The sequence below is a fragment of the Leptospira paudalimensis genome (assembly GCF_026151345.1).
GTDB lineage: Bacteria > Spirochaetota > Leptospiria > Leptospirales > Leptospiraceae > Leptospira_A > Leptospira_A paudalimensis.
In genome coordinates this window covers 1,542,145-1,567,227 of record NZ_JAMQPR010000001.1, presented here as the reverse complement: position 1 = coordinate 1,567,227, position 25,083 = coordinate 1,542,145, and the positions used below count along the sequence as shown (strand labels likewise).

Below are 25,083 nucleotides of genomic sequence, written 5' to 3'. Positions count from 1 at the left end.
CCACTGATTTTTTTTTGAATTTTCCTTGGAAAGGACTTCGACCTACTTAAATTGGTTCCTGTTATGGCATTCACAATTCGATTCCGAGTATGGGACAAACAAGAGAAAGAATTCACCCAAAAAGGATTTTCTTTAACCTTAGATGGAAAACTACTTAAGTTTGGCCAACCCATTCCAAACGAAGATAATTATGTGATTAATTGTTTCACTGGCTTAAAAGATAAGTATGACAAAGAATTGTACGAAGAGGATATCATTGAACATACAGTTGCCAAAGGTGGAAACCTTACCCAACATACAGGAATTATACGATACAATCACGAACACGGTGCATTTTATTTAGAAAACGGACCTCCGCTCCTACAATTATTTTCCATCCGTAAAGTGGGAAATCCTTATGAAAATCCGATTTTGTACGATTTGTATTTGAAAAGTAAATCTTGATCTATTTCCGAAACTTTGTCACGTTTCTTTTCCTATTGATAATCCCTCTCAATGCAAATCCGCTTTTAGAGGGTTACTGGGATGCCATTCAAAAATCAAAAGAAACGTTTGAACTAGAAGATGATAGTCCCAAACGATTTCGGTTTGGTTTTGCCAACCAAAGTCCATCCTTCATTCACAAAGAAACCTTTAATCATGAAGTATTTTGGTTTTGCCAAAAGTACATCGAAAAATACCACTCAAGCTACCCTTATCCAAGGCTCAAAGAAGACATACGTTCCCACCTAAACGATTTGTATGGAGATCTTTCCCAAAATTTTTTAAGTGGTAAAACAAGTTTCACATGTTTCTCAGGGTGGAAAAATGCTAGTTCTCTTTTAAAAATTCATTTTTTCCTAAACGAAAACGAATTTTTCCCCTACCGGTATGATCATTTTAACCAAAGTGGACAACTGTATCTGACCGAAGAAGATGAAACCAAAAATGGTAAAAAGGATAGTTTTACCTATTATGCAAGTAATGGTTGTCCCAAAGAAATCACAAAAGACAAAAATGATTTTGGAGGTATAGATGAATGGTGGTACTACCAAAATTGTAAACTTGTTAGAATTGAGTATGATGCCAATGAAAATGGATATAAGGAAAGAATCTGTTATTTTGAAAACAATAAAGAAACCTATTGTGAAGGTGTAGGTGAAAAAGAAGAAAGAGAAGCCACACAACTAGAATCACAAGAAAAATGGAAGGAGGCTCTTAAGTTTTATCGAAAGTCTCTAGCCGAATACAAAAAGGAAGTTCCCAATGGAACCCTTCGTACTTGTTCCTTACTGAGAAAAATCGCAAACATTGAATACAATGAAAGGGAATTTCATTCTTTTACAAAAACATTGGATGAATTTTTTTCCTACCGCGTTTGTGAATCCGATTCTTTGGATGTCCTTCTTTACAAATCTTATTATTATCTTTATGTATTAAATGATTATTCTTCTGCGAAGGAAAGTTATAAAAAAACGGCCGATATTTACCGTAAGGTTCATGGCGAAATTAGTCCTGAAATTTCACTCAACTTGGCATATGCTTATTTGATGTCAAAGGAACCTAAAGCTTGTTTGACGAGTCTGGAAAAACTTAATCCAAGAAGGCTTATGGCTTATCCAAGATTTTTCCTTTTTTATTATAGAGGATCCTGTGAATTGAGTTTAGGCAATTTTGATGAGGCTTATACCAATTTAAAACGAGCACAGATTTTAGGTGGAGAAAAGGTATTTTTACCCATCGTGTATTACAAATTAGCGAGAGCTTCTTACGCAACCAAACGTGAAAGTGAAGGAAAACTTTGGTTAGACCAAGCTCTTTACCTCGATTTAGACCTCTTCCAAAAATTAGAAGGAGACCCACTTTTTCTCAATTTTTTGGATTCTCCAAGTGGTAAGACCTACCGATCAAAATATTACTTGAATAAAGTACGAAAGCCGTGAGAGTTTAGTCCCTACGGAGATAGATTTGATTCATGAAAAATTTCACAACGCTGAATGATGTATTTTATTATGCCAAAAGAACCTATGGTTCCAAGGAGATGTTCTTTGCAAAAGACAATGCAAAAAATTTCAAAGGACGTACTTTTTCCGACATCTTTCACGAAGCAGAAAATTTAGCCTTATCCATTTTACAAATGGGCTTACAACCTGGAGATCGTATCGGTCTTATGGCAGATAACAGAACTGAGTGGGCCATTGCAGACATTGCCACTCTTTTGAATGGAGCAGTCAATGTTCCAAGAGGATCCGACTCCACTGCACAGGAAATCGAATACATTTTAAGCCATTCCGAAAGTAAGTATTGTTTTGTAGAACATGAAAAGCTTTACGACATGCTCAAACCAATCTTTTCCAATACAAAAGTGGAAAAGGTGATCATCTTAGATCCAAACTTCGTATCCAAAGATTCTTTTGCGATGAGTTTAACCTCTCTAGTCAAAGAAGGAGAATCACTTCGAAAAAACCTTCCTTCGTTAGAATTACGATCCAAACAAGTAAAACCTGACGATTTATTTACCATCATTTATACTTCCGGTACAACAGGAATGCCAAAGGGTGTGATGTTAACACACCAAAATATGGTGTACAATGTGGTAAAGGTTCCGCCTCGAGTCGGCCTTAGGTCCTCTGACCGAACACTTTCCATACTACCAGTATGGCATATCTTTGAAAGAGCCATTGATTATGCGATCATTGCGGAAGGTGCTTCCATCGCGTATACAAACATTAGAGACCTACGAGATGATTTCCAAAAAATCAAACCAAGTTTTATGGCGTCCGCACCTAGACTTTGGGAAAACTTATACTTAGGTATCAAACAAAAATTGGAAAAGGCTCCAGAAAACAAAAAGAAACTTTTTGATTTTGCATATGATATCTGTAAAAAATTCAAAGATGGTCAAGATTATTTAGCAGGAAACAAATTACTTACCAAAGAAGAGTCTCCATTTGAAAGGATGAAAAACACTACCGTCTCCATTGGTTATGTGCTCAATTTATTTTTACTAGCAAAAGTTCTAGATGGACTCGTGTTCTCAAAAATCAGAGATGTTTTAGGTGGCCAATTGATTGGAACCATTTCTGGTGGCGGTGCCTTACCTTCCCATGTAGACGAATTTTTTAATGTCATCGGAATCCCTGTTTATGAAGGTTACGGAATGACAGAATGTGCCCCCATTATCTCTGTTAGGTCTGTTGGGCATGTTGTCCAAGGATCTGTTGGAAAATGGCCAGATGGAACCGTTGTCCGAATTGTAAATGAACAAGGGGAATCTGTTCCCAAAGGAAAAATGGGTGTCATTCATATCAAAGGGCCTCAAGTGATGAAGGGGTATTACAAAAATGAAGAAGCCACAAAAAAAGCCATTGTAGATGGTTGGATGAATACGGGTGACTTAGGATTTATTTCCTTCAATGATACACTTTCTGTTCGAGGAAGAGTGAAAGACACGATTGTATTACTTGGTGGTGAAAACGTAGAACCTGTTCCCATTGAAAATTTACTTTTAGAAAATGCCATGATCAACCAAGTGATTGTGGTAGGCCAAGACCAAAAATCCTTAACAGCACTGATTTGGCCTGATAAAGACCGAATGAAGGAAGCCGGTTTACAATGGAAAGATGGTGAAGACCTCAACCAAAATAAGGATGTAAGGTTGTATTACCAAAACATTGTTAAAAAACAAATCTCTTCTGAAAATGGATTCAAATCATTTGAAAAACTCTCTGATTTTCGTTTTTTACCAAAAGCGATGGAAGTTGGCGATGAACTCACCAACCTTTTCAAAATGAAACGAAATATCATCCATGACAAGTACAAAGATCTCATCAAATCAATGTATAACTAAAGTGATTTGATGATTTTCCCTACGACCTCTCCTAAATCTTTTGATATTTGGGGGAGGTTTTGGATTCCCTCTAACTCTCTTTTGGCGATCTTTGGTAAATCCCCAATTTGTTTGGAACTCTGTGAAAACAACTTTGTAAGTCCTGCTGCAATTTGAGGGTTAATTCCGTTCAATTGTTTGATTCGCTCTGCAATCACTTCATACCCCTTTCCTTCTCTTTCGTGAAAGGACAATGGATTTCTCGCAAAACTAAAAAATAAGGATCTCACCTTATTTGGATTTTTAAGATTGAATTTGGAGTGTTTTTCCAATCGTTCCAAGTCAGAAATATGGTTTTCACCAGTGGCCACCTGGGCAGCAAACCAAACATCCAATACCAACGCATCGTGTTTCCACTTATCATAAAAAAGGGAAATCACCTGCTCTTTTTCTTTGGACCCAATTTCAATAAGACTTCGAAGAGCAAAAATTTCTTCACTCATATGTTTTGCTTCTCTTTGTTGTGAAATGGCAAGGCTTTCAAACGAAACTTTCGGATGGTGTAACAAATAATAAAGAGCAGTATTTTTTAACCTTCGTTTTCCAATTTCTTCTTTGGATTGTTTTGGAATTGTTTTACGATTTTCTTCATACAAAGATTGGAACTCTTTCGTAAATGTATCTGCGATGGTTTTGATTGCAAATTTCCGAAGAGATTCCACTTGTTTGTAATCAAAAAATTGAAGGTGTTCACAAAACTGCATCAATGAAGGAAAGGTTAAATAAAAGCTAAAATATGTTTTGTCCCAACCTTTTTTGAAACTCGATTGAATGATTTCTAGAACATCGGTTAGGTTCTCTTTTTTGTTTCCATCCTTTAATGCCTCGGACATCCATAAAAAAATAAGGTTTTGAAAGGAAAAAAACCGAGAGACACCGTCTGGCTCATGTTCTGCTAAAATCCGGATCTCTTCCTTTGTCATTTCTGATTTTAAAAGAACTGGACTCGACATCCCTCGAAAAAAAGAAACAATTGGTTTTGATTCGGAACCATTTGGAGTTTTGATTCTGATTTGATCTTCTGTTCCTTCATGGATTCGTTTGTTTTCAGTGATCAGTGTCCCATTAGAATCAAACGCTGCGTATGAATTGACAAACACAAGAGGTAGGTTCGTATCCGATTTATCTTTAATCGTATATACCCAATCTTGATTCCTTTGGTCAAATTCCTCCTCAACATGTAAGATAGGAGTTCCACTCCGATGGTACCAGTTCCTTAGATAAGGAATTGGTTTTCCATGTGCGCTTTCCATACTGGAAATAAACTCTTCAAAAGTGACACCTTGGCCATCAAAACGAGTCAGATAATCCTGAAGGCCTTTTTTGAATCCTTCTCTTCCAAGGATTTGGGAAACGAGTCGTATGACTTCTGCCCCTTTTTCATAGACTGTCACCGTATAAAAATTATTCATTTCTGTGTATGATTTTGGAATGATGGGATGAGCCATAGGACCTTGGTCTTCAGGGAATTGGTGTTCCTTCAAAAACAAAATGTCTTTGATGCGTTTGACGGCAGGGTCTGTCATGTCTTCCGTAAACCATTGGTCACGAAATACAGTAAGCCCTTCCTTTAACGTTAAATTGAACCAGTTCCGTAAGGTGACACGATTCCCTGTCCAATTGTGGAAGTATTCATGGCCAATCACTGCCATTATTGATTCAAAGGTTTCATCTGTTGCCGATTTTTTATCAGCGAGTACGAGTTTTGCGTTAAAAAGATTTAAACCTTTATTTTCCATCGCTCCCATATTGAAGTCTTCCACGGCGACAATCATAAATAAATCTAAATCATATTCTAGTCCAAAGGTATCCTCGTCCCACTTCATTGCCTGTTTTAAGGATTCGAATGCAAAACTTACCTTTTCTTCATTTCCTTTTTCGACAAAAATTTTGAGTGTGACATTCCTTCCTGATTTTGTGATAAACTCGTCTTTTGTTTCGATTAATTCTCCTGCAACTAGCGCAAATAAGTATGTTGGTTTTGGGAATGGATCCTCCCATACCACTTCTCTTTTGCCACTCACTGGTGGGTGTTCCTCTTTTAAATTTCCATTGGATAACATAACAGGAAAATAACTCGGGTCACCAACAATGGTAACCGTAAACTGCATCATATTGTCTGGGCGATCAACGGAATAAACAATCTTACGAAAGCCTTCTGGTTCATTTTGTGTACACAACATAGATCCGGATTGGTACAACCCTTCTAAACTTGTATTCTGATTGGGGCAAATGCGGTTCTCAACCGTGAGTTGGAAAACCTCACTTGGTGGTTCCATGAGTTCCAGACCTAAATCTGTGATTTTATATTCAGAGGGGTCAACAACCCTTCCGTTCACACGTAGCGATAAAAACTCCAAATTTTCCCCATTTAAAAATAAGGGAGAAATTTGATTCCCATTGGACTTTACCTCGTAATCGGCTCTGACAACTGTATGGTGAGGGTCCAAATCGAACCGCAAATGGACCTTTGGCGTGAACCAAAGGCAGGGAGAATAATCTTCTATTTTATGAACAGGAGATGCAGAGGATGAGGTCATCCTCCTTCTTTATTTGGTAGTACTAGTAAGAAAAGTGAATTTTAGTTCTGTTTTTCTTTTCTTTTGTCCTCGGCAAACGTAACTTTTAGGTTGCGACCATCTACAGGTTGGCCATTCATTTGTGCCACTGCTTCCTCCGCCTCACTTGGATTTGCATAAGTGATAAAGGCAAACCCTCTAAAATTGCCAGTCTCTCGATCATGTATCATTTTCAAATCTTGGATCACTCCATACACTGAAAAAATTTGCCGGATATTCTCTTCCTTGAGGGAAAATTTTAAATTCCCTACATAAATTTTATTTGAAACCATTCCTGTCCTCTTAAAAAGAAATGCATGCCCCAAGTACCTTGGAACGGCTAAATTAGAACCAAAGACGTGAACTTGTCAACTGCAAATAATTCTTGCATAATCTGGAAGATTGGGATTCATTTAAAACGCTTCTCCTGGGTGCCCTTTGAACGAAAAACCTTACATCTTATGCATTGATGATGAATTCTTTATCCTTTGGAACCTGAAAGAACAACTAAAGAAAGTCTTTGGTTCAGGGTTTACCATAGAAACTGCCGAAAGTGCAGAAACTGCCAAAGAAATCATGAAAGAAATAGATAGCAGTGGGGCTGATTTAGCAGTTGTCATCTGCGACCATGTGATGCCAGGCCAAAAAGGTGATGAATTTCTCATCGAAATGCAAAAAACCCATCCCCGTACCAAAAAAATCATGTTAACGGGTCAGGCTCCCGCGCAAGCCATAGGGAATGCACTCAATCATGGTTGTTTGTACCGATATTTGTCCAAACCATGGGATGCACATGATTTGGAACTTACCATCAAACAGGCAATCGATGCTTTTTTCCAAGAAAAGTCTTTGGAAGAAAAAAACAAAGAACTTGCTGATTCTCTCTATTTCCACCGTGACACAAAATTTCCTAATTTTGAATCTCTAGCAAAAGAACTCAAAAGCAATAATATTTCCAACACAAACCAATCGATTTTGCTTATCAAAATTGTAACCTTCCCAACAATCATCAAAACCTTTGGGATCGAAGTGTATCGTAAGATTTTTCGCAAATTATTACAACTTCTCACGGTACATTTGCAAAATGAACATAAGGTATTCCATTTGTATTCGGATGAAATTGCCATTCTTTCGAATCTCTCCGAACAAGCATTAGTTGATACAATTCGAAGTTTCCGAATGATGCTCAAATCTGATGAATTTTATTTGGATGGTGTCGGATTCCATTTGGACTGTCGGTATGCATCAGCTACGGGACAGGAAGATTGTTATTACAAAGCAAAACTTGCCCTCTTCCAAGCAGAAATCCAAAACTCAATGGATTTTGTTTCCTATACGGAAGATTTATCAACAGACCACCACTTACAAAACTTCCAACTGAGTCAAAAAATCCATTCTGCCATTTCCAATAAACAGATTGTGCCTTTTTTCCAAGGAATTTTGGACAACCAAACAAAGGAAATACGAAAATTTGAATGTTTAGCAAGGATTAAAGACAGAGATACAATTTTAACACCAGATGTATTTTTGAAATTAGCAAAAGTCACGGGAAGCATTCGTATGATTGGCTTACAAATGATTGATGAGTCCATGCAATACTTTTCCAATTTCCCTTATGATTTTTCGATTAATTTAACCGAATCAGAATTAGAATATAAAAGTTTTAGCAAATGGGTAGAATCAAGACTCTCCCATTATAAAATTAATCCAACACGTGTGACCTTCGAGATCCTAGAAGACATCAGTTTTTCAGAACACAAACATAGTTTATCTACAATCAAAGATTTAAAATCCATAGGTTGCCAAATAGCGATCGATGATTTTGGGGTACAATATTCCAACCTTGCTCGACTATTGGAATTTAACCCAGATTATTTAAAAATTGATGGTAAGTTTATCAAAAACTTACCTGAAAACAAAACAGCATATTTATTGGTTCAAGGTATTGTTGACTTAGCACGAGGAATAGGCGCAAAAGTTGTTGCTGAATTTGTAGATCGCCCCGCCATACAAGATTTAGTTGAGTCCTTAGGAATAGAGTATTCCCAAGGTTATTTGTTTATGAAACCATCTGCTTCCATTCCAGAGCCTGCTAGTCTCAAATTATAAAGGATTAGGTAGTTTTTACCGATGGAAAAAGAATTACGTTGGTACGATCATAAATCGACAAATTTAAAGTTGGTTCGAGTCATACTCGTGGTCTCTGAATTATTCACTTTCATTGTCATTGGGGTTGTATTTTCCATGACCGAATTTGAGGAAACTGACTTTCTTAGTTTTGGAATTGTCGGGATCTTTATGATTCTTTTTTTTGCACTCCCCCATTTTCTTTTGGCAATTACTACCAAACCGAAAGAAACTGTTTTTGATTTAACCACAAAAACCATCCATTGGTTTGAACGAAAAAAGGAAGTCAAAACCTTACCTTTTCAAAGTATTAACTCCATTTCTTATTCTGAATATTCGTATACAGTAAAAACAAAAAATGGAAGCCGAACCGTCACGGTTTACACGGTTTTAGGAAATGTAGGTTTGGAAAAAATCCAACTCATTGAAGGAACTAACTATTCAAAATTACGATTTGATGGGGAAAAGATCTGTAAACATTTACATATACCCATCCTCACTTCCGATGGACTCACAATTCAACCTTCTGAATTCGATTTGCCGATTCACAAACGAAAAATCCCTCAAATCATTTTGGACCAAGAGATTCAATTTTCTAAAGATTCCATGTTATCAGTTGTAAAACAAAACCAAAAGGTCACATTGAAATCGAATTATAAACAAGGAATTTTAGTTTTTGTTGCGTTATGTGTCAGCATTGCCCTAACACTCATCATACAATTTGCAATCGGTGATCTTTTTTCCCTATCTGTTTCTCATTGGGAAATGTTTCCTCCGTCAATAGGACAACTGGTATTTTTATTTCTAAATTTAGTTTTAGGATTTTTTCCTTATTTATATGTGTTTTACCAACAAAAACGCGCGAAGGAAATTTCCATCACAAAAACATCCATCGAGTGGTATGGTAAGGAATATCCGTTTTCAAATTGGGAAGATTTGATCCAAATTGATTCTAAACTTTGTTTGGTGAACGATACAAAGTTAGTGAGTTTTTCCTTGTTTTATTTTTGTGAGACAGGTGATATAACGAACGTTAGACACTGGATTTTAAAACAGATATTTGAAATCTCAGGGAATGATCCTGATCTAGTACGATTTGGTTGAAAAGAAAGGCTCCCTGGAATTCGTTCCCGCAGGAGCCTAAACCAAACTGTAATCGTTATTGGCCAGGAATGGCAGTTGGGTCTTTTTTCTTTTTGTCCTTAGACATCATCCCTTTGATCTTTTCTTGTGTTTCAGGGTCTTGGAGTTTTTCTTTTCCCATTTGAATGGCTTTTTGGCCTTCTTCGGAATTTGCCTTTTCGATCAATTTATCCATAAGACCAGGTTCATTGGAACCAGCATCTTTTGATTCTGAACTTGCACAAGAAAGCGCAAACACACATGTTAATAGGAAGAGTATACTTTTTTTCATTCGATGTACCGTAAGTAAAAGATGATTCTTCCGATTCTCGTTTCGTCAATGGAAAAACAAAATCGTTTGTAGAAAAGAGACCCTCTAGTAAAACCAAACCAATTACGACCAAACAAAAGGTAATGGAATGAACCAAACATCCTTAGACCGAGACGCCGAACAATTAAAGAGCCTCGGATTAAAATCAGAATTTGAACGGAGTATGAGTTTTTGGGAAAACTTTTCTCTCGGTTTTACGTATCTGTCTCCCGTTGTAGGTGTATATTCCGTATTTGCCCTAGCCATCCAGGCGGGTGGACCACCCATGATTTGGAACTATCTCCTTGTTGGACTCGGTCAATTTTTAGTTTGTTTGGTTTTTGGCGAAGTGGTATCCCAGTACCCAATCTCTGGGGGGATTTACCCATGGTCACTGCGACTTGTTGGTGATAAATTTGCTTGGATGGCCGCGTGGGTTTATGCTTGGGCATTGTTTACATCTGTTGCAGCGGTCGCCGTTGGTGGTGCTCCTTTTCTAAGTAACCTTCTCGGAGTGGAACTGGGAAATACTGGATTTATTTGGATTGCAATTGTTATGATTCTAATCTCCACCTTACTCAATTTAAGTGGAACAAAATTATTAGCACAGGTTGCCTTTTTTGGTTTTTTCTGTGAACTTGTAGGTGCTATCCTTGTTGGGGGATATTTACTTTTTTTTGCAAAAGTAAATTCTATTTCAATTTTATGGAATACGTTTTCTTTCGGAAGTGGAGTCGATTATTTTCCAGCATTTCTTGCCTCTTCGGTTGCCGCGATGTTTTGTTATTATGGATTTGAGGCATGTGGAGATGTAGCCGAAGAAACACCAAATGCAGGTTCGGCGATTCCTAAATCCATGCGTATGACAATTTACATTGGTGGTGGAGCTGCCATTTTCATTTGTTTGGCCCTACTTTTAGCACTGCCCAATGTGGAAAAAGCGATATCAGGAGAAGATTCTGATCCAGTTACCACCACACTCACAACTGCTATGGGAATGACTGGTTATCGATTGGTTATTGTTGTAGTGATGATTTCCTTTTTATCCTGTTTATTGAGTTTACAAGCCGCGGCGAGTCGATTGTTATTTTCATTTGCAAGAGATGGAATGATATTTGGTAGCCAATATTTAAACCATCTTTCTAAAAAAGGAAAAGTTCCAACAAAAGCTCTGATCGTCACTGGGATTATACCCATCATCATCACAAGCATAGGATACTGGTTACAAGATACAGTCACGACCATCATCAGTTTTGCATCTTGCGGAATCTATGTGGCGTTTCAAATGGTTGTGTTTGGGGCTTTATATGCCAGGTTCAAAGGATGGAAACCACAAGGTAGTTTTACGTTAGGAAAGTATGGTTATGGAATTAACGTGCTTGCCTTGGTTTATGGAATCACTGCTGTTTCGAATATGGTATGGCCAAGATCTCCAGACGAACCTTGGTTCATCAATTACGGAATGATTTTTACATCTCTTGTGGTGGTAACAACAGGTTTATTCTACCTTTTTGTCGCAAAACCACATATCCGAAAAAAATACGCAAAATCAATTTAGCAATATTGAAACGATGAATTTTGGGAAATGGATTATTCTTTTTCCCAAACCATCCAATCTCCGAATTCCAACTTCTTTTGTTTGACAATTTTGTAACCAGGGAGAACACTTCCACCAAATCCGTGATAGGTGATCAGTTTTGTACCTTTTTTGCAATGGCTTAAATGATTCTTTAAAATTTGTAAGTTTTTGATAAAAAACATGGCAGACTTTTCTTTATTGAAATCAATCGAATGTTGTCCCTTCATCATTTCATACAAAGGATTAAAAACATAATAATGAGAATGTCCATAAGGAAAATTAACTAAAAAATCAGAATGAGTAAAGGTAACACCTGTTATTTTCATTTTTTGCCTTAACGTTTCTGAAACATCTACTAATCCCTTACGATCTTCGACACCATACACAGGGAAACTTCGATTGGAAAACTGGACCAAGTTCAAACAGAATTTACCCACACCAGAACCTAAATCCATTACGGAAGTCACCGAATCTGTTTTTAGATACTCCCAGGTGAACCGAATGATCTCGATAGGAGTCCACTGGTACGGAGAAAGGACCTTGTATTCATTTGGTAAAAAAGAATCCCAAATCTCGTCTGTCATCACATCCCCTACATCCTAAGAAAGTACCAATTCAAAAATTGGTTTCTCATTTTTCCGATCCGTGTTACAAGTTTTCCTTATGGATCAAAAAATACAGTATTTAAACCAGATGATTGAAATCATAGACACGAAAGTTTCGATCTTTAAAAAGAATAAAACCAAACTGCCCCAAGCAGCCTACCAAGCAGAAAAACAAGTCCTCACAAGGACAATCCAAGACACAATCCAACTCGCTGAAGAAATTAAACCTGTTCCTTTTTCCCTCATCAATGATTTGAAAACCTTGATCAAACAATTATAAACATATCTATTTTCCGTCTAATCCAACGTGAGCGAATTTGATTTGAAATCATCAGAACCCCCCATCGTTGTTGGCTCTGGAATCACTGGAGCATCCATCATGATGATGAAACCAGAAGTTCGGTTATTTGACAAAGCAAGATATCCCGGCGGGAGGGTTACCACAAAAGAATTACAAGATATGGGAATTCGATTCGATATCGGAGCTACAATGTTCCGAGACCAAATGAAAGTCAATTGGTTAGGAAAAACTTCATCCTATAATCTATTTGAAATCTGGAATTCGAACCATGTTTCGGTGGAAACAAATCCGATTTATGACATCCACCACCACTATCCAGTGTATGGAATGGAATCCATTGTGAAAGGAATGTTGAGAGACCACCCTACCTCCCAAAGTATGACCTTAAAATCCATCATCCAAAATAAAGAAGATGGATGGAATTGTGATTTTTATTCCAATACAAACCAACGAATGGAACAAGTTTCTTCAAAAGAAGTGATCTTAACGCTCCCTATCCCTCAAATCCTTGAAATATTCAAACATTCTGAATCGAATGTCCATCTAGAAAAATGGATTCAGTTTTTAGAAACTTATAATGATTACCGAAAAACTCTTGTTAGTTTATTTCATTGGAAAAACTGGAGACCAGACTTGGAAACATTCGGATTGAACCAAAATGCCAAATACCCAGTAAATACAGTTTTGGAAAGGGGTGAAGATTGGGAATACCAAAGTTGGGAATTTATCAAATACCCGATTCAAAATGATCATGGTTCCACATTACTTGTACAATTTTCAGCAATGTTTTCTGAATCACATTTTGAGTATTGGATGGATGCAGATAAAAAACCAACTCCCTTTTATGAAGAAATGTTAACATCTACCTTAAAGGAAAAATGGCAGGCACCAAATCCCGATGGAATTTGGAACCACCGCTGGAAGTTTGCACAGGCCCAGATGCCCCTCCTGGGTCGTGAGGGTGCTTTACAACTTGATTCAGAGGAATTCTTAGAATGGAAATCCCTTTGTAAGGAAACAGGCATCATGGTGTTAGGTGATTGGTTATTTGGATCCAAAATTGAAAGGATCATCGGAGGAGTTTATTTTCTCATCCATAATGGTATCTTATGATTCGACTTTTCCTAAGATTTCCCGAAAAGAATTCACCCTCCTTCGGTTGGCAAAAATATCCCAAAGGCCAAGGATTGACTGTGACCTAACCTGGACTTCCTTTTTGTCACTTGGAAAGTAAACCTCCACTCGATCGGGAAACCGAAACACTTTTGTAAAAAAGATGATTCGAATGTATTCCCCTTCTTTTTCTTCACTGATGTAGATATTTTCTGACTCGTGAAAAAATTTGGAAATTCGTTTGTATGCCTCTTCTCTAGAGGTTGAATAGACAATCGGATCCACTTTATGAACAAAATTGTATTTCATACTTTGCGACGAAACACAGTTAGGTGAAGGTGGACAACCTCGGAGTTCACCTTCGTCTACTCCAGAAAAAGGACTGAGAACACTCATACAACAAATGAAAAATACACCTAAAGCTGCTTCCATACTTCCATCTGTTTAAGTTCCCCTTTTTTTTACTTGCAGATTTTCATTTTCCTCGTAATTTCCTTATCTCATGAAACGAACCTTCAAACTTATCTCGATTATTTTGTTTTTTAGTCTCATCCTACTCTTTGGCGTTGCCTATTACTTCGCAGGATTGGTTTTGTACCCAAAGGTTCGTTGTAACCCAGACCATCATGTTTATTGTGACGGACCAAAAGAATTGGGATTGGAATTTGAAGAAGTAAACATCACCACCGAAGACAAATTGAACCTTGTTAGTTACTGGATCCCCGCCAAACAACCTAAAGGCACTATCCTTATGGTGCATGGGCATGGTGGACAAAGGAATGAAGGCCTCCGTTTTTCCAAAAGCCTACACCAAGCAGGTTACAATTTATTACTTCTTAGCCTTCGCAGAAACCATGGTGGATATGCAACAATGGGTGGCCTCGAACAAAAAGATGTAGATGCAGCACTTCAGTTCTTAAAGGCAAAAGGCGAAACGAGAATTGGGATCTTTGGATTTTCCATGGGATCTGCGACAAGTATCATCGCAATGGCAAACCACCCAGAAATCAAAGCAGGTCTTTTTAGCAGCGGGTATGCGAGTGCGATGGATGTTCTTATCGAATCTGCAAAACGTGATTTTGGAATTCCTTACTATCCCCTCATCCCCGTTGTGAAATTGGTATTGGACTACCGAAGTGGAATTGATATGAATTCCATAAGACCGATTGATTCGATCGCTAAAATCTATCCAAGACCAATTGCCATTTTTCATTGTAAGATGGATGATTATGTAGACTACCACCATGCAGAGGACTTATATGCCAAAGCAAAAGAACCAAAACGTTTATGGGCACCTGAATGCAATCGCCACGAACGAATATGGAATTTTGATCCTAAAGAAGCTGAAAAGAGGACTGTTAGTTTTTTTACGGAGTATTTGAAGTAAGGAAGAAAAAGGATAAGTTATTTATCCTTTTTTAAAGATTCAAATCTTCTAACATCGACTCGTTCGAAACTTAAATTCGAAAGCATTCCTTCACTCACCAGATTGTTGGATTTTTATGTGAGGTGAATGCTACCGACTTTCCATTTTTAGGAATATTTATCTCGCAAGTCGGGTCAAAAATGTACGGAATTGATTTCCATCTGATTATTTTGTCTTACTAGGATGGTATTGTTACTTTTAAAGCAGGTAACCCATGATACTCAATCCTCCCAATCGATACGACTTTGACCTACTCAATGATGAAGATTCAGACCTCTATACGTATACCTTTGATTTAGCGAAATTGGAAAAAATTTCTTCAAATTATGGGCAATCAGTTTGGGAATCCTTAACAAAAGCACTGAAAGATTTTGTACCTGACAAATCGACAAACTTTGTCATTTTTAGCGGAGATGATTTCTACGATGGTCTTCCTTATTCTTACCAAATCGGGATCCTAGGTGATATCGAAAACAATTTGCACAAAATTCTAATGCGAGAATTTGAAAAACACGAAGCATTCAGCGAATTCTATTTTTCGGAGAATGAATACCTGATTGCCCAATACCGATTTTATAAAAAGAAGGTCTACATTTATAATCAGTTTGAATTTGATACCTTTTTTGACGAAACTGTGGGTCGAAAGGTATATCCAAGATACTTACTCCATGAAAATATGATGGGATATCTGTCAGAAGGTTTAAAAATTCTTAACTAGGTTATCAATAAAATAGTGAGTAACAGTAATTTTAAGCAAGGAACTCATCTCTTAGAATTGAATTAAAAAGCTTCAGTTGCGTATCCTTCAACTGTCATACACCTGATAAAGAAAAAATATTCGTCCTTGATTATAGGATTCTTAATACCACGTTTTCCTGGAGACTGTTCAAGAGCATTTTTGATTGCAACGTCCAGCCTTGGCACAGGAGGAACTAATAAAATTGAACAACTTCTTCCCTTTACCAAAACGTCTTCACTTGTTACTATTTGAGGATCGAGTCTCAAATCTCGGTAATCACCCCAATTAACACAGGAAACATTAAAAATTACTAACAAAATAATAACAATTTTACTTTTCATATTCGATCCTCACACAATTGAAAATTAAATTGTCAGAGTAGAAATACAAACTTAAGTTCTGAAATTTCGATTTTTTTGATTTTTCTTTCAATTCGGAAACAGCACGTTCCAATATCTCAGGATAAGTTAAACTACAGTATTTAAATTCTTCCATATTCGTTTGAGGTTTGATATTCCCTGGTTCAATATAACCAATAGATTTTGCCATTGTAGTGCAAGAAATTAATAGAAATACACTTAACAACATTAAAATATACGATTTCTTTTTCATCCCAACCTTTACCCTGAAAATTTCATTCACTGATACATTTTTTTTATTTACAATTTAACCAGCGTTCAATCATTTTCCACTTACAAGATCATTATGAATAATAATATTCATCAATCGAAAAATACCAAAATCGTCATTTTCGCTTTAATTTTGCCATCTCTGATTTTGAAGTTAGTTCAATCCTACTTTTTATTAAAAAAATGGCATCTAACGAAAATTTACGATCCGCCAATTGTTACTTCTACTGTCGGCGAATGCATGAACAATACAAGCTTCACGAAAGCAATCAAAAAGAATGAACAAAAGTTTGGAGTCTACGTAAAACCACATCCATCAATTATTTTGAATTGCATTGAAGTAACAGTTACTTACTTAAAATCAAAAAAATCAGAACCAATAAAAGATTTAGTTTCGTTTCGGGAAAAAACAGACTCTTTCTGTGATAAAGATTTGTCTACAACTGGATTTTGTCGAGAAAATGAACGGAATCCCATTTGAATTCCTAAAAATGATTCAAACTAAGACTGTTGCTCACAAAAAAAGTATCAGAAGAAATAATTAACCGAGGTATTAAAACGCTATGAAGAAGTGTATATTGATGTTCCTAGTCTTTGTATTGAATTATTCATGCACTAGTTTGACCAGGCTTTTAGATAACGGAGATAATAATACGGATCAATATGTTTTATTTGGCTTTTATCAATATATTCTTTCGTCATCTAGAATTTGTCCAACCGTTAATCTAACTTTAGAAAAGGGTACAAATTACCCATTGACACTTACAACTACAAGTTCCGTAATATTCAACATTTCTTCTACAAATAATTTACCACCTGAAAATGAAAATAGGGAATATGTTTTAGTTATAACAAAAGATGCCACGACTAATCTTGAATTATCTGCTCTACGACTATGTAATATTAGCAATTCCTCTTTAACGATTGAGTCGCCTATTTCTTCTACTCCGACAGAGCTTCAATATAGGTTATATACGAATGATGTAAGGACACTTCGAAATGCTTTTTACCTTAAATTGCTGTCGGGGAATGTATCTATATCGATAAGGCAGGATTAATAATGCAAAAATTTATAACTAACTTTTTTTTATTTTGGGTATTTTTATATTTCATTCGTATTCAATATAAGGACAATCACCTGAATGCATTACAAATTCAATTAAAAAGGAAAAAACTTTTTTTAACTATTTACGGAGACTCATTGGGGGACTTGCTGATAGTCCATTGTAAGGGTTTTTTGGCTGGGACTTTTATGGATCAACTCAATATCCGAACATCAATTGGAAAGTTCAAAATTTAGCGGTTGGAGTATTTACTACAAGATCCTTCTATGAACATTGATACAACTAGAGCAATGAGAGATTGGTCACTAAAGAGGGTGTAAGTTCCGATGGAGCTGAGGTTCGGAATAATCTATTAATGCAAAGTTTTCGAAGTTATGGGTTCTTAAGCTGTAAATGGGGTCAATTGGCATTGGATGAGATCAGTTTCTTCGGAACTGTAAGATTTGTTCCTGAACTACGAAATCTACTGAGTTTAGGGGATTCTAAAAATGTGGGCTTCGGTAATAACCACTGCTCGAAGGCCGAACCTCACCTTTCCCCACAAAACCCCCTTCAACCACCTCCTCAAATAACCTCTTAGACCACCCTACCTTTTCCAAACTCTTCCAACTCAGAACCCTCACTATCTTACAAACTCTTTACCCCAAGTCTTGCAAATGTGATTACCCTAACTTACTTTTCCTCCACGTAAAAAACAGACCTACAGTTGGAAGATGTTCAAACTGTCATTATCAAGTATCCATAACAGCTAAGACTCCATTCCAGAACTACAAATCCAATCTTGCATATATAAGCTTCATCATCTGGGATATGATCAATCAATATCCGAAGGTAATGACTTCTAAGGAGATAAGTAGAAAACTTAATCTATCTGTAAAATCTAGTTTCTATTTGAAGAAAAGAATCCAAGTGATCTTCTCACAGCTCAATGAATCACTGAGAGAGAAACTATTCAAAGAGTTAGAGAATCCTGAATTTGCTAAGGATAAAATTGCAGTAGCAGACTCAGTTATACTTTACTCAAGCTCTGTTCGCAGTAATAAATATAGGTCTAGAAGATACAAGGGAGGATCGGGTTCTATCTACTTAAGTAACTCAATTGGAGGGGAACAGAAAGGAATCTTATGTCATACAACGGGTGTTAACGGAGGTATGACCTTCTACAAATCAATACCTCTGAACAACCAACACTTCCTAGAGAAAGACTTAGATGAGAAGTTTCCAAAGAATGTGACCCTGTATACAGATGAAGGCTATACATGGGTATGGGACAGACCCAACCACAAAATGGTCAACCATTCTCGCAAGAGTAATGACCCAAGATACAACATGTCTAAAGAACGATGGGTCACTAAGGACGGTGTCTCTTCCAATGGAGCTGAGGCTCGGAACAACGTCTTGAAGCAATCCTTCAGGAGTTATGGATATATTACCCCTAAGTATTCACAGCTTTATCTAGAGGAGATTAGTTTTCTTGGGAACGTGAGATTTTCTTCTGAATTGAGAAATCTTCTAAGTTTTGGGGAAATTGATGTGTGGGGTAAGGTGATTACCACTATTCACAAAGAAAACACTCATCACAGCTTAAAAAACTACCTATATCGACCCCTTACCCTCGAAGAAAGGAACTCTTTCAAAACAAGAAAGCTCATTAACCAGTATAAAGAGGAAGATGTAGCTAAGTATAACAAAACCTATAGATCAGCAATTCTTCATAATGACTACTATTGGAATCAGTTTTATCAGAAAGACAGGATGAGGAACGAGATCGAATACAACTCTAGAGCTTTTAAGATTTATTCTATAATAGAAAAACAAAAATGGTTAAGCTCGGATTCAATAGCCAATCAATTGAATCTAGATAAGAGAGAAGTAAATTTTATAATAAGGAAGTGGAGTGAGTATGGAATAGCTGAAATCATAGAAAGGAAGGAAAGGTATAGAACAGTTTTTAAATTCAAAATCAAAAAGGTAAAACTTTATTACTTAATATATTCAAATTTTACAGAGGTTAAATAAAATGGAAAAGTTTAAACTAAGAGCAAACCACATAAGAACACTACTTTACGAACAAAACTTCAAATGTTTCGTTTCAGGATTAGAGCTAAACTATGATAACATAGAAATAGAGCATATAATACCTCTAATCAATGGAGGAAAACATGAGTTAGAAAATCTATGTTTAATAGATAAGTCTCTAAGAGAACTCAAGAGATACAAAACAAAAGAAGAGATTATAGAATTATGTAAGGTGATTCTCCAAAATGAATTACAATTATCAAATCATTAAATCCATAATTGTTAATCTGGAGAATAGAGTCTTAACCTATGAGTTAGGAGAGCTATATCGTTCTCCTAATTCTTGGCGTAAATCTGTCTATAGGTTATGTAGAAAGAATCTTGAAAAGTTCGAAAGGGAAAGAATGTCCTTTGATAAATTCAAGATTAAGAATAATACATACTTCAAAGAAGCAGAAAAAGGAAAATGGAACAGAAAGATTAGCACGTTAACAGCTTCTAGTTTCGAGTCTATGAAAAATGATTTAGAGGATAGAATCCAAAGAATGATTTTAAAGCTGGAGAGGAAAAGATTAGATGATTCTCCTCAATTACCTTCACCAATACCTATAACAAGGTTAGTGGAAAACTTTAACCGTCGGAAAACAGAGGTTACAAGTGATGAATGGGATATACCCATTATTCATCTTGTTAAAAGGTATAATTGGAGAAAAAATTAGATTCACTTCCTATAATGGAGGATATGTCTCTGTTATGTCACCCCCTAAAAACTTGACTATTTTAAACAGGGCTATACCATAAGGACTTTTGAGAGGAATTTTAAATGTCAGTTACTAAAGATATAATAGATGGATTTTCGAATATAGTAAAAGATAAAATAGGACATCCTTTTTTAGGTTCCTTTATATTTACTTTTCTAACCGTAAATTATGACCTCCTAATTGATTTAGCAAATAATATAGAAGACCCATTAGCAGTTATGATCTTCAAGAATGATCTATGTGGAGAATGGCATAGACTTACTTTACCTATATTAGCCCTAATTTTCTTTCCCACTCTAATAAAAAATGGGCTAGATATTACTTACACTTATTTCAGAGAAAAAACTAATACTATAATTGAAAATAGAAAAGAAAGCGAAAGGAAAGAAATACATCTCAATAAGATTGATAAATTGGAAGAATCGTTAGGGTATTCAAATCAGTTAAAGGAAGACATTATAAATAATTCCGCACAAATTATCACCACCTCATTAAATCTATTAAAAAATAAATCAAACATTCAGTATTTACACTTATTTGAGTCTACCGAAAACCTATCTAATAACGACTTTGTATCTCTAGTCAAAAATATAAATAAAATTCAATCTTACAATAGAAGATCGACATTTGTAGGTAGAGTGCACTACAAAGTTAACAATAGATTTTATATTGTAGAATGTTTTACAAATGATATGCTGAATAATTTCATTTTTAATCTAAAGGAAATAAGCGAGCAGAAGAAAAGTAGAGTTTATATTTCAGTAAATGGGAGTGAATTTGAGTTTACCGATAGCGATACTGGATCATCTCATATTATGGCTTATAAAGACTTGAATACAAGTAAAATAAAAACACTTTTTTCTGATGATGGCATTGGGGACATTTTAAATAATCAAGAGCCTTATATTAAAAATCTATTTTCTATTACCTACCCTATTAAAGTAGTTTTCAATACCACATCTCAGGGATAATTTTAGACTCCGGTTTCTTTCTACTGCGAGGTGGGCATATCGTAAATTAATGTCTACCTATTCCATCATCTAATCTATAGAGTTTACACACTACTAAATTGAATAGATAGTAAATGGAATCTTGTTTAACTTCTAACCTCTCTAATTAACAGCTCATCATTAGAATGAGGATATTTGGGATATACCAATCAACCATCTTGTTAAAAGGTTTAATTGGAGGGAAATATACAAAACACGATAAGTTAATTTCTGTATATATTCATTAATAGAGATTTAAGTGTTTCTCAGACCCTCGCTCATTTTCGGAATAAAATAAACTTATCTTCGACTTGTATCAGATAGAATAATCAAAGGATTTATACAACAACCAGAAACCTAGGTCCAAGAGCAGGTATAATACGAGAGAATTTAAAAAATAATTAATTTAACTACATCAGGATATTTTGTCCTTGCTTCATGCTAAAATTCCAATATAGCCTATTGGTCGAGACGTATGCCCTAGATACTTGATTCATTAAGATTTGATAAGATAACTAATTTTAAGTAGGAAAAAATGGAAATTCAATTGTGCCAAATTTGTCATTCAAAAGTAGATTATAGTGAAAGATATCCAAATTCAGTCTGTAATCAATGTGCTAGTAAAGCCAAATCTAAGAATAAGCAGCAACTTAGCTTTTATAACACTCAATTCAATGGAGGTTTTAAGGCTGAGTATACTGAGTCAAAGAATCCTTACGAAGAAGCACATATCTGTTATATTGATGATATAAAATGTTGGGCAGATGAGCATCGATTTGGTGGCATTGTAATTGAAACATATTTGCCGAATATCTGCTATAACAAACAAAACATAAAAGATAATCTCCATAGAATGAAAATCAACTTAGAACAAACCAAAGGTCTAATGGATTCATTGATTTCAAATTCTACTTTTGATTACTTTTACGCTCTTAAGTTTGAAAAAATTGGTAGCAATTCTTTCAATCCAGACCCTTCGAATTTAATTGAACAAATTAATCAAACCTTCTCCAATATTGCGACTTTTTTGGGATTAGAGTATCTAATGGACAAGCACGGAGAACAAATATTTTACTTAAATCTAGAGTTTACTAAAGGACATGATATTCTATCAAAAGATGGAAAGATAGCTTGTGAAACCTTTAGTGCAGTGAATCTCAAAAATAACGATAAACTAAAAAGTGATATTGAAAAATTAAGTAAAAGTCCCCAGCCATTAAAATACGTATTCTATTATTCACATGATCACTCTACACGAGAAGAGAAAGTTGTCGATTTGGTTAATGTAATCCAGTTTTCGAAAGACGATTTGATTCGTGTATTAAGCGATTGAATAGAATTCACTAAGGTTTCAATCCAGAATGAAATCCAATAACAAAGTAATGTTTCTTCAAACAACAAAAACTCTAGCGGAATTGATCGATGGTTTGTCCTGGATTTCCACTGCTGAGAGACTCAAAGATTTTGAAATAATAGACTTACGTCCCATCTTTGAAAAATTTGAAACTCTATTTCAATTGGCACATGGAATGCTTGTGATTGATCCAACTCTCTCTTTGATGGGAAGCCATCAAAACAAGGTGATCAACCTGAATGGTGTCGATATGGGAGAAAGGGTAAAGGAAACCTTATTACAACTCCAAAACTCTATACAAGATTGTATATCCATCCTATCAGAGCTGGAGTCTCAAAATTTGATCCCTTTTATGGAGGAGAATCTTTTCAGCAGATTTCAGACACAATATAAGGAAATCCATAGTTTATCTAAAGAATTGTGGATTCTCTTTGATTCGTATGAAATGGTTGTGATCTAAGCAAAGTTAAATTTGAAAGTTCAAAAAAAAATTCATCAATCGTTCTAATTCGATCAAGATTCGTTGGGGAGCTTTTTTCGTTCTGTAAATCTTTACCAACTATCTTTAAAGCCAAATAATTTCTTACTTTAGGGTATTGAGTCGTTTCCGAAGTTATTGTTTCTTTTCAGTATCAGTCTCTTCTGCAAATAAATTGATGATACTTATTCCAATATTGACCAAAATCGAAAATACCAGAGCAATCATTCCGTATGTCAATGCAATCAATGGTCTGACAAGATGCCTGTCCCATTTTACTGAATTTTTATAAGTATCAAAACCCAATTTGGCTCCCTTGATCATATAATATAAACTGTTTAAGTGTTCGATTTTTTTCATAAAACTATATGATCGTTTCGATCATATTTACAAGAATTCAAAGATTCGGAGCGTATTTCTTTTCCCATCACTCTTCTTCGCCATCATTGCTATCATCTATTTGTTGCTCTTTCTTTCTTTCGGCTTCGAGTTTTGCTTCTTCTTTTTCATACTCTTTTTGCCTTTTTCTCTCCAGTTCTTGTTCTTTCTTTCGCTCTTCCTCTTCTTTTTTTCTAGCTAGTTCTTTTTCTTTTATGTTTTTATCGATGGATTCTTTGGCTAAACTTGTATCTATCTTTTCCGTTTTTGATAAAGTTAATATAGAACCTGCAATTACATAACGCATTGGGAAATCAACGAGAACACCATTTCCTGCGGGAATTACATCGAGAGATATGCTTTGATTAGAATCAAATAAACGTATCACGGCAGATTTTGGTTTCCAATCAGAAGGGAAATACATCTTATAAGAAAACATTCCAAGAATGCCCTCTGCCATTCGATCATCTTCTCCCTTTTTTGCATTTTCCAAATTCTTCTTATCAGTAGAAAATACGAAGATCAGTTGTCCGTTTTTATCAATAATAGGCGGTTGGTAGATTTCCTGAGTTAAACTCGATATTGTAGATTTCAACTTTGAAACTGGTATTGAATACGTAATGTCCAAACCTTGGTAATTGTCATTTGATATTACCTTCGATTGAATCTTGACACCTGGGTAATCTTTCAAAGACAGTGTTTTATCTCTCGGAACAAAGTTTTGTTTTTCTTCTTTGATATAGATTTTTAATCGCATGAAACTCGTAAGCACATTGTCCTTTCCAATTTCAATGGTTTGGAAAATATCCAAACAACCTGTTGAGGTAAACCAGAGCAGACCTAATATAAATAAATTGATTCGTTTCATTTCATTGTTTTCCTATTTGTTTTTTGTTTGTGTTTCGAGATTCTCTTTGCTCTGGAACGAAATAACCGTATCATACCCATTCTCCAGTATGGATTCTACAAAAATAGTAGAGAGTTTCACTGTGACTTCGGAATCTTTTGCAAGGTTGGTTGTGCCTCGGAATGGTTTAGGTGTGCCATTGAGATAACAACTGCGACAGTTCATCGACATATCTTGGTTTGTATTGTTGGAAAGGTAAATCTGGATAGATAAGTCTTTCGGCTCTAATTTTGCCCAAAATTCTCTTTGGGTGAATGCGGAAATGGATTGGAAACTGTTATTATTGAGGTGGAGGGATAGTTTTAGTTCTTTGTCTTTTTCGAAGGCAGAAAAACTAACAAGATGGATGTCATCCGCTAGAAGACTTTCATCGTTGACCAGTTTTACTTTCCCTTCAATTTCCAGATAGGTTTTCATTTTGTCACTGTCGTTGGTGCAGACTCCTTCTTTCGGTTCAATGAGGTAGTCATTTACATAGTCTGTGATTTTCACTTTGTCACGTTCACAACTTTCGGTACCACTTACTTCCAGTTTGATGGTAGCAGGAAACAAAATTCCCTTTTTCTCTTTAGAACGGATGAGTTTTTGGATTTCTTCCAAGGATAGTGAGATATAACTCTCAAAATTACAACTGAGGAAGAAGAAGGTAGTCATAAAAAGAATTGAAACTGGTTTTTTGGTAAATGCTAACATTGGTTTTCCTATTTGAATTGAATTCTCTTATCTTAAAGGGCTTTTATATGCAAGGATTCGAAT

27 protein-coding genes are annotated in these 25,083 nt (G+C 35.7%); 17 read left to right on the top strand and 10 right to left on the bottom strand.

Annotation, left to right across the window (positions count from 1 at the left end):
* Positions 1-63 precede the first annotated feature (63 nt).
* Genes ND855_RS07310 through ND855_RS07300 form a run of 3 tightly spaced genes read left to right on the top strand, consistent with a single transcriptional unit; the run spans position 64 to position 3,829 of the window.
* Positions 64-444 carry a YopX family protein gene (locus tag ND855_RS07310; protein ID WP_100728014.1) on the top strand — a complete coding sequence of 127 codons (381 nt, stop codon included), beginning with the start codon at positions 64-66 and terminating at the stop codon, positions 442-444.
* Positions 441-1,922, top strand: a complete 1,482-nt coding sequence (locus ND855_RS07305; RefSeq protein ID WP_265357799.1) for a tetratricopeptide repeat protein — start codon at positions 441-443, stop codon at positions 1,920-1,922. The genes ND855_RS07310 and ND855_RS07305 overlap by 4 nt, the downstream gene beginning before the upstream one ends.
* A gap of 32 nt (positions 1,923-1,954) precedes the next feature.
* Positions 1,955-3,829 (top strand): AMP-dependent synthetase/ligase, encoded by a 1,875-nt coding sequence (locus tag ND855_RS07300; RefSeq protein ID WP_265357798.1) that lies wholly within the window; start codon positions 1,955-1,957, stop codon positions 3,827-3,829.
* Here the strand turns inward: ND855_RS07300 and pepN are convergent.
* Both pepN and ND855_RS07290 read right to left on the bottom strand, forming a co-directional pair.
* Entirely contained in the window at positions 3,826-6,408 is a 2,583-nt protein-coding gene (gene pepN, locus ND855_RS07295) for an aminopeptidase N (RefSeq protein WP_265357797.1), read from the bottom strand. The two genes, ND855_RS07300 and pepN, sit on opposite strands and share 4 nt — an antisense overlap.
* Positions 6,409-6,449: 41 nt before the next feature.
* Positions 6,450-6,719, bottom strand: a complete 270-nt coding sequence (locus tag ND855_RS07290) for an RNA recognition motif domain-containing protein (RefSeq protein WP_100728010.1) — start codon at positions 6,717-6,719, stop codon at positions 6,450-6,452.
* 145 nt (positions 6,720-6,864) lie between these two features.
* On the opposite strand from ND855_RS07290, the gene ND855_RS07285 reads away from it, so the two are divergent.
* Positions 6,865-8,535: an EAL domain-containing response regulator gene (locus ND855_RS07285; protein WP_265357796.1), complete on the top strand. Its 1,671-nt coding sequence runs from the start codon at positions 6,865-6,867 to the stop codon at positions 8,533-8,535.
* Positions 8,536-8,556: 21 nt separating this feature from the next.
* The gene (locus tag ND855_RS07280; protein WP_265357795.1) at positions 8,557-9,657 is read left to right on the top strand and encodes a hypothetical protein; all 1,101 of its coding nucleotides are present in this window, start codon (positions 8,557-8,559) and stop codon (positions 9,655-9,657) included.
* Between the two features lie 55 nt (positions 9,658-9,712).
* Here the strand turns inward: ND855_RS07280 and ND855_RS07275 are convergent, their stop codons facing one another.
* Positions 9,713-9,967, bottom strand: a complete 255-nt coding sequence (locus ND855_RS07275) for a hypothetical protein (protein ID WP_265357794.1) — start codon at positions 9,965-9,967, stop codon at positions 9,713-9,715.
* Between the two features lie 127 nt (positions 9,968-10,094).
* Here ND855_RS07275 and ND855_RS07270 point away from each other — a divergent pair, with 127 nt between their 5' ends.
* Positions 10,095-11,543: an APC family permease gene (locus ND855_RS07270; RefSeq protein ID WP_265357793.1), complete on the top strand. Its 1,449-nt coding sequence runs from the start codon at positions 10,095-10,097 to the stop codon at positions 11,541-11,543.
* Positions 11,544-11,575: 32 nt separating this feature from the next.
* On the opposite strand, the gene ND855_RS07265 is transcribed toward ND855_RS07270, so the two are convergent.
* Entirely contained in the window at positions 11,576-12,148 is a 573-nt protein-coding gene (locus ND855_RS07265) for a methyltransferase domain-containing protein (protein WP_265357792.1), read from the bottom strand.
* A 79-nt stretch (positions 12,149-12,227) separates the two neighbouring features.
* On the opposite strand from ND855_RS07265, the gene ND855_RS07260 reads away from it, so the two are divergent.
* The gene (locus ND855_RS07260) at positions 12,228-12,449 is read left to right on the top strand and encodes a hypothetical protein (RefSeq protein ID WP_100728036.1); all 222 of its coding nucleotides are present in this window, start codon (positions 12,228-12,230) and stop codon (positions 12,447-12,449) included.
* Positions 12,450-12,491: 42 nt separating this feature from the next.
* Positions 12,492-13,583: an NAD(P)-binding protein gene (locus ND855_RS07255; RefSeq protein WP_265357791.1), complete on the top strand. Its 1,092-nt coding sequence runs from the start codon at positions 12,492-12,494 to the stop codon at positions 13,581-13,583.
* Here ND855_RS07255 and ND855_RS07250 read toward each other — a convergent pair.
* Positions 13,578-14,015: a DUF1499 domain-containing protein gene (locus ND855_RS07250; RefSeq protein WP_265357790.1), complete on the bottom strand. Its 438-nt coding sequence runs from the start codon at positions 14,013-14,015 to the stop codon at positions 13,578-13,580. The genes ND855_RS07255 and ND855_RS07250 overlap by 6 nt on opposite strands.
* 70 nt (positions 14,016-14,085) lie before the next feature.
* Between ND855_RS07250 and ND855_RS07245 the strand changes: the two genes are divergently transcribed.
* On the top strand, positions 14,086-14,970 hold the full coding sequence (locus ND855_RS07245; RefSeq protein WP_265357789.1) for an alpha/beta hydrolase: 885 nt from the start codon (positions 14,086-14,088) through the stop codon (positions 14,968-14,970).
* Positions 14,971-15,223: 253 nt separating this feature from the next.
* Positions 15,224-15,727, top strand: a complete 504-nt coding sequence (locus tag ND855_RS07240) for a hypothetical protein (RefSeq protein ID WP_265357788.1) — start codon at positions 15,224-15,226, stop codon at positions 15,725-15,727.
* 62 nt (positions 15,728-15,789) lie between these two features.
* On the opposite strand, the gene ND855_RS07235 is transcribed toward ND855_RS07240, so the two are convergent.
* Positions 15,790-16,089, bottom strand: coding sequence for a type 1 glutamine amidotransferase family protein (locus tag ND855_RS07235; protein WP_265357787.1), 300 nt, complete (start codon positions 16,087-16,089; stop codon positions 15,790-15,792).
* Complete coding sequence (locus ND855_RS07230) at positions 16,079-16,360, bottom strand: hypothetical protein (RefSeq protein WP_265357786.1); 282 nt, start codon at positions 16,358-16,360, stop codon at positions 16,079-16,081. Before ND855_RS07230 ends, ND855_RS07235 begins: the two co-directional genes overlap by 11 nt.
* A 258-nt stretch (positions 16,361-16,618) precedes the next feature.
* Between ND855_RS07230 and ND855_RS07225 the strand changes: the two genes are divergently transcribed.
* From ND855_RS07225 to ND855_RS07200, 7 genes are all read left to right on the top strand, one after another.
* Positions 16,619-16,858, top strand: coding sequence for a hypothetical protein (locus tag ND855_RS07225; protein ID WP_265357785.1), 240 nt, complete (start codon positions 16,619-16,621; stop codon positions 16,856-16,858).
* Positions 16,859-18,251: 1,393 nt separating this feature from the next.
* Positions 18,252-19,460, top strand: coding sequence for a hypothetical protein (locus ND855_RS07220; RefSeq protein ID WP_265357784.1), 1,209 nt, complete (start codon positions 18,252-18,254; stop codon positions 19,458-19,460).
* A 1-nt stretch (position 19,461) separates the two neighbouring features.
* Positions 19,462-19,731 carry an HNH endonuclease gene (locus tag ND855_RS18835; RefSeq protein WP_407658703.1) on the top strand — a complete coding sequence of 90 codons (270 nt, stop codon included), beginning with the start codon at positions 19,462-19,464 and terminating at the stop codon, positions 19,729-19,731.
* Positions 19,732-19,864: 133 nt separating this feature from the next.
* Positions 19,865-20,179, top strand: coding sequence for a hypothetical protein (locus tag ND855_RS07215; protein WP_265357783.1), 315 nt, complete (start codon positions 19,865-19,867; stop codon positions 20,177-20,179).
* Positions 20,180-20,283: 104 nt separating this feature from the next.
* On the top strand, positions 20,284-21,192 hold the full coding sequence (locus ND855_RS07210) for a hypothetical protein (protein WP_265357782.1): 909 nt from the start codon (positions 20,284-20,286) through the stop codon (positions 21,190-21,192).
* A gap of 553 nt (positions 21,193-21,745) precedes the next feature.
* Positions 21,746-22,543 (top strand): hypothetical protein, encoded by a 798-nt coding sequence (locus tag ND855_RS07205; protein ID WP_265357781.1) that lies wholly within the window; start codon positions 21,746-21,748, stop codon positions 22,541-22,543.
* A 49-nt stretch (positions 22,544-22,592) separates the two neighbouring features.
* Positions 22,593-23,024: a hypothetical protein gene (locus ND855_RS07200; protein WP_265357780.1), complete on the top strand. Its 432-nt coding sequence runs from the start codon at positions 22,593-22,595 to the stop codon at positions 23,022-23,024.
* Positions 23,025-23,177: 153 nt separating this feature from the next.
* On the opposite strand, the gene ND855_RS07195 is transcribed toward ND855_RS07200, so the two are convergent.
* The 3 genes from ND855_RS07195 to ND855_RS07185 form a co-directional block, all read right to left on the bottom strand.
* Complete coding sequence (locus tag ND855_RS07195) at positions 23,178-23,402, bottom strand: hypothetical protein (RefSeq protein WP_265357779.1); 225 nt, start codon at positions 23,400-23,402, stop codon at positions 23,178-23,180.
* Positions 23,403-23,469: 67 nt separating this feature from the next.
* On the bottom strand, positions 23,470-24,111 hold the full coding sequence (locus tag ND855_RS07190; protein WP_265357778.1) for a hypothetical protein: 642 nt from the start codon (positions 24,109-24,111) through the stop codon (positions 23,470-23,472).
* Between the two features lie 189 nt (positions 24,112-24,300).
* Complete coding sequence (locus ND855_RS07185; protein WP_265357777.1) at positions 24,301-25,020, bottom strand: DUF7424 family protein; 720 nt, start codon at positions 25,018-25,020, stop codon at positions 24,301-24,303.
* Positions 25,021-25,083 lie beyond the last annotated feature (63 nt).

Excerpts from the sequence above, each read along its gene's own strand:
- ND855_RS07310 (WP_100728014.1), top strand. The coding sequence starts at position 64 with ATGGCATTCACAATTCGATTCCGAGTATGGGACAAACAAGAGAAAGAA.
- ND855_RS07300 (WP_265357798.1), top strand. The coding sequence starts at position 1,955 with ATGAAAAATTTCACAACGCTGAATGATGTATTTTATTATGCCAAAAGA.
- pepN (WP_265357797.1), bottom strand. The coding sequence starts at position 6,408 with ATGACCTCATCCTCTGCATCTCCTGTTCATAAAATAGAAGATTATTCT.
- ND855_RS07290 (WP_100728010.1), bottom strand. The coding sequence starts at position 6,719 with ATGGTTTCAAATAAAATTTATGTAGGGAATTTAAAATTTTCCCTCAAG.
- ND855_RS07280 (WP_265357795.1), top strand. The coding sequence starts at position 8,557 with ATGGAAAAAGAATTACGTTGGTACGATCATAAATCGACAAATTTAAAG.
- ND855_RS07275 (WP_265357794.1), bottom strand. The coding sequence starts at position 9,967 with ATGAAAAAAAGTATACTCTTCCTATTAACATGTGTGTTTGCGCTTTCT.
- ND855_RS07270 (WP_265357793.1), top strand. The coding sequence starts at position 10,095 with ATGAACCAAACATCCTTAGACCGAGACGCCGAACAATTAAAGAGCCTC.
- ND855_RS07265 (WP_265357792.1), bottom strand. The coding sequence starts at position 12,148 with ATGACAGACGAGATTTGGGATTCTTTTTTACCAAATGAATACAAGGTC.
- ND855_RS07260 (WP_100728036.1), top strand. The coding sequence starts at position 12,228 with ATGGATCAAAAAATACAGTATTTAAACCAGATGATTGAAATCATAGAC.
- ND855_RS07250 (WP_265357790.1), bottom strand. The coding sequence starts at position 14,015 with ATGGAAGCAGCTTTAGGTGTATTTTTCATTTGTTGTATGAGTGTTCTC.
- ND855_RS07245 (WP_265357789.1), top strand. The coding sequence starts at position 14,086 with ATGAAACGAACCTTCAAACTTATCTCGATTATTTTGTTTTTTAGTCTC.
- ND855_RS07240 (WP_265357788.1), top strand. The coding sequence starts at position 15,224 with ATGATACTCAATCCTCCCAATCGATACGACTTTGACCTACTCAATGAT.
- ND855_RS07235 (WP_265357787.1), bottom strand. The coding sequence starts at position 16,089 with ATGAAAAGTAAAATTGTTATTATTTTGTTAGTAATTTTTAATGTTTCC.
- ND855_RS07230 (WP_265357786.1), bottom strand. The coding sequence starts at position 16,360 with ATGAAAAAGAAATCGTATATTTTAATGTTGTTAAGTGTATTTCTATTA.
- ND855_RS07225 (WP_265357785.1), top strand. The coding sequence starts at position 16,619 with ATGAACAATACAAGCTTCACGAAAGCAATCAAAAAGAATGAACAAAAG.
- ND855_RS07220 (WP_265357784.1), top strand. The coding sequence starts at position 18,252 with ATGATCAATCAATATCCGAAGGTAATGACTTCTAAGGAGATAAGTAGA.
- ND855_RS18835 (WP_407658703.1), top strand. The coding sequence starts at position 19,462 with ATGGAAAAGTTTAAACTAAGAGCAAACCACATAAGAACACTACTTTAC.
- ND855_RS07215 (WP_265357783.1), top strand. The coding sequence starts at position 19,865 with ATGTCCTTTGATAAATTCAAGATTAAGAATAATACATACTTCAAAGAA.
- ND855_RS07210 (WP_265357782.1), top strand. The coding sequence starts at position 20,284 with ATGTCAGTTACTAAAGATATAATAGATGGATTTTCGAATATAGTAAAA.
- ND855_RS07205 (WP_265357781.1), top strand. The coding sequence starts at position 21,746 with ATGGAAATTCAATTGTGCCAAATTTGTCATTCAAAAGTAGATTATAGT.
- ND855_RS07200 (WP_265357780.1), top strand. The coding sequence starts at position 22,593 with ATGTTTCTTCAAACAACAAAAACTCTAGCGGAATTGATCGATGGTTTG.
- ND855_RS07195 (WP_265357779.1), bottom strand. The coding sequence starts at position 23,402 with ATGAAAAAAATCGAACACTTAAACAGTTTATATTATATGATCAAGGGA.
- ND855_RS07185 (WP_265357777.1), bottom strand. The coding sequence starts at position 25,020 with ATGTTAGCATTTACCAAAAAACCAGTTTCAATTCTTTTTATGACTACC.